General features: G+C 57.1%; 19 protein-coding genes and 1 pseudogene. 3 read left to right on the plus strand and 17 right to left on the minus strand.

The genetic code is table 11. The annotated features are described in order from the left end of the window. Window positions 1–236 precede the first annotated feature (236 nt). From UB23_RS17830 to UB23_RS17840, 3 genes are read right to left on the minus strand one after another with little or no spacing between them, the layout of a single operon-like run. Entirely contained in the window at window positions 237–1,349 is a 1,113-nt protein-coding gene (locus tag UB23_RS17830) for a phage integrase Arm DNA-binding domain-containing protein (protein ID WP_045060619.1), read from the minus strand. Further along, window positions 1,349–1,561, minus strand: a complete 213-nt coding sequence (locus UB23_RS17835; RefSeq protein WP_045060620.1) for a hypothetical protein — start codon at window positions 1,559–1,561, stop codon at window positions 1,349–1,351. Before UB23_RS17835 ends, UB23_RS17830 begins: the two co-directional genes overlap by 1 nt. Window positions 1,562–1,597: 36 nt before the next feature. Continuing rightward, a complete protein-coding gene (locus UB23_RS17840; RefSeq protein WP_045060621.1) occupies window positions 1,598–1,981 on the minus strand; it encodes a hypothetical protein in 384 nt (127 codons plus the stop codon). A 130-nt stretch (window positions 1,982–2,111) separates the two neighbouring features. Here UB23_RS17840 and UB23_RS17845 point away from each other — a divergent pair, with 130 nt between their 5' ends. After that, complete coding sequence (locus UB23_RS17845; protein ID WP_045060622.1) at window positions 2,112–2,354, plus strand: hypothetical protein; 243 nt, start codon at window positions 2,112–2,114, stop codon at window positions 2,352–2,354. Between the two features lie 224 nt (window positions 2,355–2,578). Here the strand turns inward: UB23_RS17845 and UB23_RS17850 are convergent, their stop codons facing one another. From UB23_RS17850 to UB23_RS17860, 3 genes are all read right to left on the minus strand, one after another. Then, entirely contained in the window at window positions 2,579–3,010 is a 432-nt protein-coding gene (locus tag UB23_RS17850; protein WP_045060623.1) for a hypothetical protein, read from the minus strand. Between the two features lie 115 nt (window positions 3,011–3,125). Next, window positions 3,126–3,809 carry a hypothetical protein gene (locus UB23_RS17855; RefSeq protein ID WP_152644286.1) on the minus strand — a complete coding sequence of 228 codons (684 nt, stop codon included), beginning with the start codon at window positions 3,807–3,809 and terminating at the stop codon, window positions 3,126–3,128. Next, entirely contained in the window at window positions 3,806–5,851 is a 2,046-nt protein-coding gene (locus UB23_RS17860) for a DNA cytosine methyltransferase (RefSeq protein WP_045060625.1), read from the minus strand. The genes UB23_RS17855 and UB23_RS17860 overlap by 4 nt, the downstream gene beginning before the upstream one ends. A gap of 82 nt (window positions 5,852–5,933) precedes the next feature. Here UB23_RS17860 and UB23_RS17865 point away from each other — a divergent pair, with 82 nt between their 5' ends. Further along, window positions 5,934–6,836 carry a hypothetical protein gene (locus UB23_RS17865; protein ID WP_045060626.1) on the plus strand — a complete coding sequence of 301 codons (903 nt, stop codon included), beginning with the start codon at window positions 5,934–5,936 and terminating at the stop codon, window positions 6,834–6,836. Between the two features lie 19 nt (window positions 6,837–6,855). Here UB23_RS17865 and UB23_RS17870 read toward each other — a convergent pair whose 3' ends face one another. The 8 genes and pseudogenes from UB23_RS17870 to UB23_RS17900 all read right to left on the minus strand — a co-directional run bounded on the left by UB23_RS17870 (window position 6,856) and on the right by UB23_RS17900 (window position 10,784). Further along, window positions 6,856–7,671, minus strand: a complete 816-nt coding sequence (locus UB23_RS17870; protein ID WP_045060627.1) for a DUF2303 family protein — start codon at window positions 7,669–7,671, stop codon at window positions 6,856–6,858. Window positions 7,672–7,697: 26 nt separating this feature from the next. Then, entirely contained in the window at window positions 7,698–8,045 is a 348-nt protein-coding gene (locus UB23_RS17875) for a hypothetical protein (protein ID WP_045060628.1), read from the minus strand. A gap of 91 nt (window positions 8,046–8,136) precedes the next feature. Then, window positions 8,137–8,597 (minus strand): annotated as a pseudogene (locus tag UB23_RS17880) (hypothetical protein). After that, window positions 8,594–8,827, minus strand: coding sequence for a hypothetical protein (locus UB23_RS17885; RefSeq protein ID WP_052673001.1), 234 nt, complete (start codon window positions 8,825–8,827; stop codon window positions 8,594–8,596). The pseudogene UB23_RS17880 and the gene UB23_RS17885 overlap by 4 nt, the downstream one beginning before the upstream one ends. Then, window positions 8,824–9,186 carry a hypothetical protein gene (locus tag UB23_RS17890; protein ID WP_045060629.1) on the minus strand — a complete coding sequence of 121 codons (363 nt, stop codon included), beginning with the start codon at window positions 9,184–9,186 and terminating at the stop codon, window positions 8,824–8,826. The genes UB23_RS17885 and UB23_RS17890 overlap by 4 nt, the downstream gene beginning before the upstream one ends. A gap of 639 nt (window positions 9,187–9,825) precedes the next feature. Beyond that, window positions 9,826–10,116: a hypothetical protein gene (locus UB23_RS17895; protein WP_152644287.1), complete on the minus strand. Its 291-nt coding sequence runs from the start codon at window positions 10,114–10,116 to the stop codon at window positions 9,826–9,828. Window positions 10,117–10,173: 57 nt separating this feature from the next. Next, on the minus strand, window positions 10,174–10,344 hold the full coding sequence (locus tag UB23_RS29945) for a hypothetical protein (protein ID WP_177328571.1): 171 nt from the start codon (window positions 10,342–10,344) through the stop codon (window positions 10,174–10,176). Between the two features lie 2 nt (window positions 10,345–10,346). Beyond that, the gene (locus UB23_RS17900) at window positions 10,347–10,784 is read right to left on the minus strand and encodes a tellurite resistance TerB family protein (protein ID WP_045060631.1); all 438 of its coding nucleotides are present in this window, start codon (window positions 10,782–10,784) and stop codon (window positions 10,347–10,349) included. Between the two features lie 381 nt (window positions 10,785–11,165). Here UB23_RS17900 and UB23_RS17905 point away from each other — a divergent pair, with 381 nt between their 5' ends. Continuing rightward, window positions 11,166–11,477: a DUF1654 domain-containing protein gene (locus tag UB23_RS17905; RefSeq protein WP_045060714.1), complete on the plus strand. Its 312-nt coding sequence runs from the start codon at window positions 11,166–11,168 to the stop codon at window positions 11,475–11,477. 47 nt (window positions 11,478–11,524) lie between these two features. Here the strand turns inward: UB23_RS17905 and UB23_RS17910 are convergent, their stop codons facing one another. From UB23_RS17910 to UB23_RS17920, 3 genes are read right to left on the minus strand one after another with little or no spacing between them, the layout of a single operon-like run. Further along, on the minus strand, window positions 11,525–11,974 hold the full coding sequence (locus UB23_RS17910) for a hypothetical protein (RefSeq protein ID WP_152644288.1): 450 nt from the start codon (window positions 11,972–11,974) through the stop codon (window positions 11,525–11,527). Then, entirely contained in the window at window positions 11,964–12,317 is a 354-nt protein-coding gene (locus tag UB23_RS17915; RefSeq protein ID WP_152644289.1) for a hypothetical protein, read from the minus strand. Before UB23_RS17915 ends, UB23_RS17910 begins: the two co-directional genes overlap by 11 nt. Beyond that, window positions 12,296–13,162, minus strand: coding sequence for a LexA family transcriptional regulator (locus tag UB23_RS17920; protein ID WP_045060634.1), 867 nt, complete (start codon window positions 13,160–13,162; stop codon window positions 12,296–12,298). The genes UB23_RS17915 and UB23_RS17920 overlap by 22 nt, the downstream gene beginning before the upstream one ends. Window positions 13,163–13,226 lie beyond the last annotated feature (64 nt).

Raw genomic sequence — 13,226 nt, forward strand, 5'->3', positions numbered from 1 at the left:
AAGGTTGATAGACAAAGATTCTAGTATTTAACCTTTAAATAGCTGACTTTAAGCGGTCTGTCGGTGTTTCTGGACGTCCAGTGAGATCCATAAGTTAATGGCATGGGGTGCTAGGGGTCGAGTGTTCGAATCACTCCGTCCCGACCATTATTCCTGAGTAAAATCAGACACTTAAGCCGATCAGATGGATCGGCTTTTTTGTGTCTGCGCAAAACCCGCGCAAAACTGGCGCAAAACTATCCGGTGATTTCGCTGATGTTTAGGTCCGGAATTGCCTCGGACCAGACGATTTCCTCGTGGTCCCGTTGATAGTTTCTGGTCATGCCCTCGCTCGCATGGCCAGCTATTTTCTGACCATCCTTTCCGGCTCTCTTGTACAGGTGCAGCGATAGCGCTCGCACTTCGTGGAAGCCCGGCATCTCTTTCTCTTTCCATCCCGCGTAGCAGTTCGCCGCCTCCCTGGCCTCCTTGAAAGCTCGCGTCAAATACCTCTCCTCAACCTTTGTCCAATGGTCCTTGGTCTGCGCCTGTTTCTGTTTCCGGCGATCTGGCTTCCGGTGCACCAGGTAGGGCGATACGACATCGTCACGGCATCGGCTGATGACCGCCTGCAACTCCGGCGTTATCTGAAATCGAATCCATGCCGCGTCGCTGGCCTTGGCCGTCTTCTTCTGCACCACGTAAAGGTAACCCTCCCGGCTGCCATCAAAACGCATATCGAGGATGTCTGTCCGGCGCTGGGCGGTGATCAACGCCAGGTCGATTGCGTTCTGCAGCCAAGCCGGCGACTTTTCCCGGATGGCTTTCAGCCCTTCAACGGTGTGGCGTTTGCGCTGCTTCTTCTCAATCCGGTTGATGGTGCTGGCCGCCGGGTTATCGGGGCACAGTCCTTTGGACGCAGCGTGATTGAAGATGTCTATCAGTAGCGCCCGGCACTGGTTCGCCGTGCGCGGAGTGAGCGCGTCCAGCATCTCCGCGACCATGCGAATGGTTATTTGATCGACGGACTTGCCCTCGAACTGCTTGCGGAAGCGCCGGAAGTGCACTGCGTAAAGGCCCAGTGTTCCTTTGGCCAGCTCCCGCGGTGGAAGAACGTCGCGTTCGTAGGTATCGAGAAAGCCGGAAAATGACTCTGATGAGTTGCCCATCACAGCGCCGATCAGATCAGCGCCGCGCATGAATTCCAGGTTCAATTGCTTCGCGGCATCGATCGCCTTGATTCGGTCGCTGCCAAATTGGAACCACTTACCGTCGGTTGGCCGCCGGTAGCGATAAGTCGAGCGCCGCGGATCGAAATACAGGTTCTGCGGGAGGCTCTTGTTCGCCTTGTTGCGCGGCCGTGGGACCATCATGCAGCTCCTTTCAATACCATCGCCACCAGGTCGTTGCCGTCCGAGCGATTGAATGCTGTCCAGTCAACGTACCAGAGTTTCCCGATCTGCTCCCCGGGCACCACGCCGTTACGGATATGGTTGCGGATGGCTTGCGGGCATTGCGGGGTGCCGTTCTCGCCCCAGCGCCGGCGCTGGAACTCACTGATTTTGATCAGCTCTCGTTTCATTGGGTGCTCCATGCCGCGCGTGGCGGCAGAGGGTGGTTATTCGGGTTTTGCGGGGAACCACTCGGTTTCGTATTCGAACTGAGTCACGCGCTCGATTTCAATGCTTGGCAGCTCTCGGCGGAAGGTCTCGGTGCCGTAGGGCTTTTTCACGTAGTCCGCTGCCTCGTCCATGAATTTCGCCTTGAAGATGCGCAGCAGGTGGTCGGCGGCCCCCTCGTATTGTTCTTCCTGGTAGTTGGCTTCACACACGCCACCGCGACATACCCGCCAGACGATCCGCTTTGGCTGCGCCTCGGCAGCTTTGATCTTGTCGTCCATGGCATTACGGGCAAATCGGAGCTGGTCGAGTGTCAGGGTGGCCACCCAATCGGTGGTGCTGACGCTCTGGGTGTGGCCCATGTGGCACTTGATTTCAGGCATGCGAAGTCCTCGCCAGCCATTCACTGGCATGCTTATAGGGGAATGGATTAGTAGCCTTTTGCCCTGATTCCTCAGGCTTCAGGATGGGTGTACAAATGAATGCTCATTTCAATAAGACTTCGGAGGACGCGTGTCACACAATCTGGATGTGCCGATAGCCCACAAGTACCGAGGCCATATTATTTTTCTGAAGTTCGACTGGAGCCGGCCAAACGATAAAGCGCCTGCTTCTGCGAAGATCATCGAGCCGGCACCAATCGATGGGATGGGCGATGTCGCAGCCGAGCTGTTAGGACCATGGCCCGATTATCCGACCGCATTGGATGATGCAATGGCCGCGGCTGAGCGGTGGGTTGATAGTCAGTTGCCTTAACGGCTGTCACCGGCAGGCTGGTAGGTCGATCATGGAAATCAGATGAGGGGTGCGAAGCGACAAAATGCGAAAGGCAAATTCTTTGGGTGAGCTATCCTTGAGGCTTGCGCTTCATCAGTTGCCGAACTCCTGTCCGGTTCATTCGGTGGCTGATGGGGCGGTTTCTATTCACCGTGGCCCCGTGTAGATGAGCCAGGCCATGTAGGCGAGGGCGGGGATGATCATCAGCACTCGCTCCAGTTCATGGCCTGGATGTATTCGCACGGCACCACCAGGCTGTCTGGTGGGACAGTGCTTTCTGTCTTGGTGTCGCCGAAATACGCAATGGCAGCCTGGGCCCGCTCAAGCGAAAGCTGGGCATGGCGCATCTGCCAGGACTTGCGCTGTTTGTACGATCGCAGCGCCAGGGCCTTGTCGGTGTAGGCGAATCGACGTCCGTGCTCGCCACCCTCCTTTAGGACGCGCTTGCGGTACTGCTTAAGCAGGGATTCACGCTGCGAGCCACCGAAGAGGTTGTTGTGGAATTCATCCACGATGTACCAGCACTGCTCGGTCTCACCGATAACTACGTACTTTTTACAGGTTACTTCCAGGCCTTTGGGATCCATCTCGTCGACGTAGCGATAATGGACCGGACCGAGCTTTTTCTTTTCCATGGGCGTACTCGTCCTTGCCGATATAGCGGCTGACTTTGAAGGGGGAGGGAGTTACAGAGGGGTGGAGTACGGATGTACTCCTATCGGGATTCGGCTGACTTCTGGCGGCGCAGAGTCAAAACAGAGCGAGGAGCTTTGCGTGAGCGCGGGCGGCGCTCATTTCCGCTTCAGTAGCCTTTCGTCCTGACACCCACATGCCATCGGGATGGCGCTGAAAAGTCCAGCCGTAGTGACCGTTGGCTTCATCGATCATGATGGCGAACGTGCCGCAGGCGGTCTCGATCATGCCCTTGAATTTCACTTCCCCGAGTGGAGCGAGACAGCGCACGCATTTCCCGCAAGCGGTACCGAGGGCGGTTGAGCCTCTGCACACAGGGGTGTCCGGGACTGTCTTCGAAGTCAGCTTATCAATCCGCCGCTCTGCCGCCTGAGCATTCTCGAAGTGCGACCGGCTGGATTGCTCAAGGTTATTCAGCTGCTCGTCACGGTCGTTCAGTAGCAGCTGCAGGGCCTGTTCGCGGGACTTCGATTCCTCAAGAGCCCGCGACAACCAGCGGATTCGATCCTTGCCGGCGGTGAGCCAGATAACCGCTGGATGATAGCCGGGAGTCTTGCGCACAACAGCGTTGATGTTCAGCGGCTCGTTGCCATGGAGGAAGACGCCGTTGGCCAGTTCATCGTCCGTGTACTCGCCAAGAGTCAGCGCCGCGCGCTGACAGCTGTAGTGATCGCCATGCGGATCAACTTCGCCTTCTTGCCGCCACTTCGCCGCTGGGGTTTTCTGAGCTTCGCTCATCATGCAGCCTCCTGTTGTTGCGCAGATTGCTTCCAAGGATCGTTGGCGCGGGCCAGAGCAGCCATCGGTGGAGGGCTGACGCTGTTGCCGCACATGTGGACCTGCTGAGTCTTGGTGAACGGTTTGCCGTCGGCGCCATGGCTGATGATGTAGTCCGCTGGAAAGCCTTGTGCCTTGTACAACTCGGCGGGCTGCAGCATCCGCAGGCAGATGTCGACGATCACGTAAGGCGTGCCTTTAATCGTGACGGTCACCAGGCCCAGGCGATCCTTGGTGGTGATGGTCGGTGCAGGCTCGCCGGCGGCGCTCACGTTCTCGGTGCCGTAGTAGCTGATCAAGAAGGCCGCGACCCGCAGTGCGCCTGCTTCAACCTCAGGCGAAAGCTGGAGTTCAACCAGTGAGCTCTTGCCTCCACCACCGGCAGTGATGGTCGGTGCTGGCTCATCAACCGCCTGGCCGACGCTGGCGCCGAACTGTCGCTCCATGAAGGCAGTGACCAGCCCGTGGTGAGTTCCGCCGGCGCTGATGGTGTGCAGTGGATCCGCTGTGTCCCGCGCATCGCAGTTACCACGCAGGTGCACTAGGTTGGCAGTTACCAGCTGCTGCTGGCTGCCGGTGTTCGTCACCGTGGTCATGGGGTCTTCAACGCTCTTGGCGTCGGTGGTATTGAAACCCCCATTCATCTGCGCCATGAACACCGTCGAGATACCCATCGCATGGGCGGCACCGGCGGGGCGCTGGTAGTTGCCACCGCTGGTGATGGTCGGCAGCGGCTCGTCGAGCGCCTTGCCTTCATCAGCAAACCGGAACTTCACCAGGTGTGCCGCCGCGATCGCGCGATGGTTCTGGGTCATGAGTGTCCCGGCTGGTTGGTCGGCAGCCACCGGCTTGCCTGAATACTCGGGCCCACCAGCACCGACAAGCACTGGGCCGATCAGCGTCAGTTCGCCGCGGTTGGCGCAAGTCACCGTCGGCAGCGGGGCGTGCGGGTCGTTGATGCGGTCGCTGCCCTGGTGCGTGGCTGGCGCGATGATGGGGCTGGCCATAGCGAACGATCCTCCGCGCGGCCAAGAGGTGACGGTGCGCAGCGGGTCGTGTGCTGACTGCACGCTTTCGCCGGACCAATTCGCGATCGGTACGATGAACGGGTCGGCGGCATCGATGACGAACTTCTTCATGCCCTTGGCGATCCGCCGAAGCGTGGCCGGCGCCAGAGGCTTTGGCCGGTCGAAGATGCTTTTGCTTGGGATGGTCCAGTCGATGCACTCGGCTGCGGTGCGCCACTTTTGCTGGCCCTTTACCGGGTACTTGGCGTGGGTCGGCGATGGCCACACAATCGGCTCACCGTCGCAACGGGCGATCATGAACAGTCGCTCGCGGCTGGTGGGCGCTCCGAAGTCGCAGGCTTTGATCACGCGCCATTCAACCACGTAGCCCAGATGCTGCAGCTCGGCGACAAAGGTTGCCCAAGTCTGCCCGCGGCGTTTCGGATCGGGCACCAGGAACTGCTGGTGGACCGGGACGACTTCGCCTGGCTCGGCGATGGCGCCGCCAAGCTTCATGACCCGGCCGGTCACCTTGCAGCGCTTGGCGATCAGCGGCCCCCACTGGAGGATCTGCTTCACGTTCTCAAGGCTGATGACGCGGGGCTTCTTCTTGCCGGCCCACTTCAGGCCGATCCACGACAGGTTTCGAATTTCACGCTTGCGAGGCTGGCCGCCCGCGGCCTGGCTGTGATGCGTGCAATCCGGCGACATATGGAACCAGCCAACTGCCTTGCCACCGCACTCAGTATCCGGATCACCCTCGAACACGTCGGTGGTGTAATGCACGGCGCCCGGGTGGTTGACGGTGTGCATGCTGATTGCCTGGGGGCTGTGGTTCTTCGCGACATTCACCGCGCGGCCCAGGCCCATCTCCAAGCCGGTACCAGCGCCGCCACCACCGCAGAAGAAGTCGACCACGATCTCATCGTCCTGAGAGCTGAAGCCAAGTCCATATTGGGTTTTGAAATCGAAGGGGTGTTTCTTCTGATGTGCGGACATAGAGGATCCTCGCCGGCTGGCGTGATTCGTTGAAGTGGGGTATTTGTATTCGGCACGGCATGGGGCCGGTGGGTTAAAAAATATGGCGATCAACTTCGAAAAGGCAGTGGGCCGGGCTACAGCAGATTTCGCAAAGATGACTGCAGAAGACCTGGACACATGGAACGAGATGAATGATGCGGAACATCGCTCTCAGTATCTGAGGTTCATCGATGGTTATCAGAGAGACCATTGTTATCTTTGCGATAAAGATTTTAAAACCGTTAGTAAGGAGTCTCCGTGCGTTCACTGGTTGCTCAGGAGAGGGAAATTTAAGAATAAAGATATTGTGCTAATCGCTCAAAAATTTGGCTATATAAATATTTGTGCGTATCTAAGGTGGTGCGCCAACGCTGAAAGATTCGCTGCAAATATAAATGACCTAAAAGATGAAGCGCCTGAAGGTAAAATTCTAAGTTCAACAATTAAATGGAAAAACATTGAGTGGTCGTTCGATTGCGCGCCTAGCGATTTTTCTGGACATGGCGGCTCACATTCGAATTTCCCCCATTACCATTTTCAGATGCGGATCGACGGTAAGCAATTTATAAACTTCAACGACTATCACTTGCCCTTCAGTGATCATGATCTCTTCATGCTGCGGCTATCAAAAGAGCCTGGAATGCATTTTGATTTCGGGAGTCATGGCATCGGGATGCAAGATGCTATGGAAATTGATCCGGAGGATATAGTTAATCACACGTCGCCCACTGAAAATGAAGAAGAGGCTGCATTCAATATACAAACCATGATAATTGCGCCTAATGAGCCTCTCAGGGGAGAGGACATTTCTGCAGCGTTTGAGGAAAGTAAGAGAACAGGTAGAACGATGGCTTCTATATTTCGAGAAAGATTTGAGGGGGCCGACGTAGAAGTGAGTTCTATCGTAAGCCCCTCCGAAACCGTACCTAAAATCACACCAAGAACCGAGCATAAACCAAGGTAAGAGCCTCGTTCGACCGACGCTATTTAGGATCAAACGCACCCAGCGCGAGTGCGGCATTGTCGCCGATCTGCTGCTGCAATACGGCCTTGAATTCTTGCGCAATGTCCTCTCGCTGAACCTCTTCGCCTACCCAGCGCAGCTTAAGCGCCGGCACCGCGCCGCTGGTGATCACCGAGATTCGCAAGTTGATCTGCTGCTCGGTCAGGCCTTCGTACGGGATGGTGCTGAACAGCAGCGCTGCCGGCAGTGTTTCTTTGCTGCGGGCCTCGATCTGATCCATGGCGCTGCGGCTGGCGCTGGTATCACCGACTGTGGTTTCGGATTCGCTGGTCGCTTTGATGGTGATCGTGCGAACGGCCGCGATAGCCTTGGCAACAGGAATCGCCTTGCCTTCGTCATCAACCGGTGTCAGGTACTGATGCCAATCTTCGATCCAATCGCTCAAGTCTTTCTGCGACATTGCCCGCCCACCGATTGCCTGAGCTGCCTTGTAGCCAGCGGAGGCCTTCAATCGCAGAACCGCGCGATCATCAGCGTGGCCGGGAGCAAAATCATTGCCCAGGTTGAACAGCAGCGTGCAGGTCATCTCGTCCTGGTCAATGAAGCCCTTGGCGGTTGAGATCGCGCGGTCGGCGACATAAGTGCTGAAGTCAGCCAGCGAATGGGTGGAGTAGATGCCACGGAAACGGCTGCGGCCGGCCTGCCATTTTTCCAGAGTGACCACCTGACAGCCTTCCGGTAGCACGATGGTAGGCGTTTGGGTGGCCAGCGCTTTGCCGCTCGCTTCGAGCGCGGTGTCGGTGATGAGCTGGATCGCTTCTTTGGTCAGAGACATTGTTCAGTTCCTTGATGGTCGAGCGATTAGGTGCGGCGAGTGATAGGTGCTTGGTCGCGGCTGAAGAGCTGATCGTGCTTTTCAGCGAAGAGGGTGATCTTCCCGCCGGAGCCAACGTGCATCGGTGTGTCCAGGCTTGTGTTCTCGCTGCGGGTCCCGCGCTTGGTTGGCACCTTGTAGTCGAGCTTGTGCTTGATCTTCACCTGGCTGGATTCGCCGATCTGGCTGAAGTCCAGGGTGATCACCAGCTTTCCGACCTTGCCGTGATCCACTACGCCGGCGGCGACTTCGGAAAGGGCGTGGCCGATTTGGCTGGCGAAAGCGCCGCCGTTGAGCTCTTCGAGGAACTCGGCGGTATCAGTAGGGGTGGACATGGCTGTTTCTCCTGAATGGCCAGCAGGCCGCTGGGTGGAAGATTGAATTGCGATTGGCGTAGGCGCTGGCGCACTTGGTTGCTGAGGCGTCTCATGCTGCGAGCTTCACCTGATGCCAGGCGCCTGCGGCGTAGAAAAGCTTCGCGGCCTGGGCCTCCTCGAGAACGACCTCGGCGGGGACGGCTATCCATCCAGAAGCCACCAGGTGGTTCGGGTTGCAGCTGTCTCGCAGCTCCAGGTAGTAATGCTCGATGGCATCCGTCAGGCGTTCGACCTTGTAGATACCCTCTGGCGATATCTCCACCGACTTGACGTACTCAACGCCGCGCTCGTCTCGACACATGGCGCTGAGGTAGATCGTCCAGTGGTAGGAGAAGTCGAACAGCGCGTTGGCGATCGCCAGGCTTCGGATCTGCCGGCAGCTTTTCCAGTTCGCATGATTTGCGTGCCGCTGGGATCGATGTTCACCACCGCAACGTGGTTGGTGTTGAGCAAGGCCCGGCACGCGCGTTCCGCCCGGGCGAATCCGTTGTTCGGTTTGCGCTTGCTCATAGCGCCTCCGTGATCCGCCGTAGCGCAATGCGTTCTGCCTGAGTAGGAGAGGGCCGGCGGCGCTTGAGGACGGTGTCCGGGTCGATCTTGTCCGAGCGGGCCGGAAGCGGCTTCATTTCGGCGCAGGGTTCGGCCTGGGGTTTGCCGCCGGCGCCGAAGAACTGTTCCAGCTTCTGGTTGAGGTGCGCGGTGACCGCGTCTTTCGGGTGGGGCATTGGAACGCCGATCATGGCTGGGCTCCGTAGTAGGCAAAGACGGCCAGAAGAACGGCGCCGCCGATGGTCCAGCGCAGAAGCGTCCGAGCGAAGACTCGACCCGATTCCCGAATCTCTTCGAAGTAGACCGCTTTCTTTTCGAGTTGCTTAGCGTAGTCGCAAGCCAGCCCGTGCCCCTCACGCTCACCTTTCGAGACGCCGGTGTCGTGATCGATCACGTCGAACTTGTTGCCGCCCAGCGGGATGACGTTGAAGCGTGGCACACGCACTGGCTCTTCGCGACCGATCATCTGGTACATCTCCGAGGTGGACAATGAAACGCGAGCCCGCAACACCTGCAGGACCGCTTGTTTTTGGCGAATGGTCTGGTTCATGACGATTCCTTATGGTGGGTTGCGGTTATTCGTCAGCACTCGGCCTTCCTGCTGGTTGCCGTTGGGCGCAGGGGGAGAGTGCTGACGGATAAAGGCAGGCGTAAAAAAGCCCGAGATCACCCGGGCTTTTGTTTGCGTCACGGGTACCACCCTACGTGACAGCCTCCCAGGCCCGCTGCTGGCGACGGCCCGGGTTTGAATCATCAGCGGTGATCTTGAACTTGGGGTGGCCTACCGATTGCTCGGCCGGTGCGCGGTGACACCGTCGGCCCAGATGCCGCTGCCTGTCAGGATGTTGGGCGCAGCCTTCAGGCTTACTGCACCGCACAGGTGACTCGGTCACTTACTTCATGGTAGTGATCTCCATGTAATGGTGATGATGGTGAGCATTAATTCTGATAATGCGCACCACGCTGAGCTTTATCTCAGCTGACGCAGGTGGCCGGCACATGGCCGGGTGTTCGTCCGCATCGGTCTGCCATCTCTGGGTAGTGCCGCAGTGCAAGTGCGGCCTCTTCGGGCGCCGGCAGCGCTACCGGTTGGCCTGCCCAGTAAGGCAGATGGCAGACCGATGCGGCCTGGTGCTGGGGAGTACCAGGTGCTCGGGCAGTTATCGTCAGGCTGACGTGGCGCTGGTTGTTAGGCTGCGCACCGCCGGGCTCGGGTCTTGGCGTCGAGCGCCTTGAGCTTCTGCACGGCTGTTGCGTATTGAGGATGATTCGAACCCAGGCGGCTCACCTCGCCCAGAATGCTCACTCGGGCGGATCGGATATGCTTGAGTGCCTGGCTGATGTGGTAGGAGCGAACGCCGGCGCGGTGTGCGAGTTCCCGAGCGCTGCGGCAGTGCTCTTTTGCAAGAATGGTGTGGGTATCGATTGACCATTGATTGATCGAGCTTGCTGTCTTGCCAGCATGGTCCTGGACTTTCATCTTTGTGCCCTCGGTTGTCATCCCGCTGCCCACTCAGTGAATGGGCAGAAGTGATGACTACGGTTTGTCTTTCGCCTTGCCAACCATCAGCACCATCAACAGCAACGCGACCAGTACCAGGTCACCGACCATTGAAAGGATGCGGCTTGCCGAGTCCACGAAGACGACTCCGCCAGCGAGCCCGTAGGCGGCCAGCGAGCGTGCTTTGTTGCTGAGCCTGCCGAACATGACTACAGGTAGTCTTTGAGGTTGAGGTTCATGATCTTGGCGGCCTTCTCCAGCACGGCCATTTCGGCTGGCTCGATCTCGCCGTCAGCCTCGGCCACGGTCAGCATGAAGTTCAGCACTGTGGCTGCGTCGTCAACGCTGTGGGCCAGGTCCTTCAGTTCCTTCTCGGCGTTCTGCCGGATGATGCGGGGGCCGCCGTCGTTGAAGTCAGCCTTGGCCCGGTCGATGGTGTTGCTCAGCTCGGCGCCGAAGCCTTTAAGAGCTGCCGAGTTGTTGATCAGCTTCTCGATCTTTTCGAGCTCTTCCTTCTCGATGTCACCATCAGCGGAAGCGACGTAGAACACGCCGTAGACCGAAGCCTGCATCAGATCGCGGTTGGTCATCACGGCCAGGGCCTGACGGGCTTCGCCGGATTTCTTGCCAAACAGTTTGCCGAACATGGTGAATCCTCTGGGTTGGGTTGCATCCCGCTGCACCCTGTCGCCAAGGTGCAGAAGTGATGCTGTCCATCAGCGGCGAACCTTGCGTGCCGAGTTACCGGACACGGAAGCGCGCCGTGTTGCGTTGTTGTTCCCTGATCGCAATCAGGGTTTGTCTTCAAGCTGTTAAAGAGCGATGGTGCTCCGCTGCGGCTGTGTGTCGCTGCGATGGGCTAAATATGAACCATCAGTTCATATTTGGTCAAGTACCAAAAGTACATAATTTTCTGAAAGGTACACCGATACGAAAAAGATCATGTGAATGCTTTAGGTATTTACCGCTTGGAGTCGCTTCGTTATAGTTCATAACACTGGATGCATATACAGCAATTGGAGGACGCAATGGCAAAGGCGAGCAAGCAGTCAACACCGGCACAAAGACAAGAAGTAAGCGGGATAGAGCGGCTTGGCTTGCGCGTGTCGTCTATGATTAACCACCCGGTCGCGCAGGTTCAGCGCTGGGTGACAATCCATCGCCTGGACACGGATGGTGATCGTGAGTGGGAGGAGGTTATGGGGCTTCTAAACGAGACGAATGGCATAGACATGACGTTCAACGACGATGAGTCAGTGACGCTGAAGTGGGAGGCGAGTGCGGAAATGGATCGGTCGGTTGAGGTTTGCGAGCCAGTCGAGGAGCCGGCGCCTTTCTGATATACACAAAAAAGCCCGCACGGCGGCGGGCTTTCGAGCACCAGACCCTATTGCTTCGAGGTCTGCTGCGCTTTGATTTGCTCAAGCAGTAACCTGGTTTCTGCGGACTGCTGCTTCATATCTTGAAGAGCTGCCGAGGTATCCCGCCCCGAATCGAAATTCGCGACACCATAAGCCATCACCGCGATCACGATGCCCACAATAGCTATCACTGAAAGGATCGAGTTTAAGACTATCGTGCCCTTAATGCCTCTAACGCCTGCCAAGTCCTTGTCGAGTAGCTGCAGACTATGATTCATTTGAGTCAAGCCATCAGTGACCTTTCCCTCAAATTCCTTGAGGCGCGCATCAACCTTCAGCTGCTGAAGCTCGATCCTAGCGTTGAATTCTTCGCGAGTAATATCGTTCATATTTTTAGTATGAGCATCCGCACCAGATCTGTCATTAGTCCGACCATCATGAACGCCCTGAAACCAGACAGGTTTTTCATTCGGCATTTTTCGAATACTCAAATTTCAAAAAGTAGAGAATTCGGGCCCATGCGAATGATCGCAAATTCCCACAATTCATGCAGCTAATGACGAAAACAGGGTTCAGCACGCCGCGGGAGAGAGGTTCCTCCCAGCCAGCAACTTTCATGTCGGGAATCATGAACCAATTGTCAACGCCGCATGCTTCGCATGGGCGATTCTGAATTTTTTGTAAAAAAGCTGTCGCGGCCTCATCGGTCAATGACTCGATTTCTCGCTTCAGCTCTTCGGGTGCCTGTAAAGAATCGTCCAAACTGTCGTACCTTTGAGGGGCCAAATCGTGAATAGCTATACTAGGCTTGCGTTCCACACCAAAAGCACCCGGGCCTGAATAAAGGTCTCGTCGGCCCTGATTGTCTCTGGTGGATGCATGGTGTTATCGGAAATCATTTTGAGTCTATCTTCGCCCATCCACTGTAGTCGCTTGATGTACAAGTGCCCCTCCCAGGAGAACATGTAAATCCCATCTCCGACGAACTCGCGGACGCTGACATCGACCAGGAGTGGGTCGCGATGCTTGATCGTGGGCGCCATCGATTGGCCCCAGCCTGTCACCATCTTCAGGTGAAAGTGTTCTTTGAATTCAACGCCCATCTCTCGCAAATGCTGCGGACTAACACGCACGTCCTGAAACATCTCAGGGTAGTCGTGGGGGATCTGTCCACCGCCCATTGCAGCTCGCACGTCGTAGTGGGCAATCCACACTTCGTCGCCCACGGCGCCCGGCCGGTAGTAGTCGATCTCTATTCCGCCGCCACTATCATCGGCCTCAGCAACCGCAAGTAGCCGTTTACGGGCTTCTTCAGTCAGACCTTTTCCTTGTTGGGCAAGCATATTCCGAACAATAGCCGCTGCTGATTGAGCTGGCTGTTCAGTAGCGTTGGTCTCGACCGTAGGGAGCTTCGAAAAGCTGGGTTCATCGCCTGAACCATGCTGCAGCCATTCGATTTTTACCCCAAGAGCATCCGCAACTGCACTCATCTTAGCCGGCCCTGGTAGGGACTCTCCGTTTAGCCATTTACTGGATGCTTTCGGCGTGACCTTGGCTATTTCAGCCAGACGAGCACCTGCCCCCCATTGGTCAATTCCATGGGCGGCTAAGGCTTTTTTGAGCCGGACAACGAACGCGGCGCGAATATCTTCTATGTGAACCATAGGTTCAGCATGGCACGCCCTTGCATGTACTTTCAGTTCCGACATAATATGTACTGTAAGTTCA

This window comes from Pseudomonas sp. ES3-33 (assembly GCF_000952175.1).
Classification (GTDB): Bacteria; Pseudomonadota; Gammaproteobacteria; order Pseudomonadales; family Pseudomonadaceae; genus Aquipseudomonas; species Aquipseudomonas gregormendelii.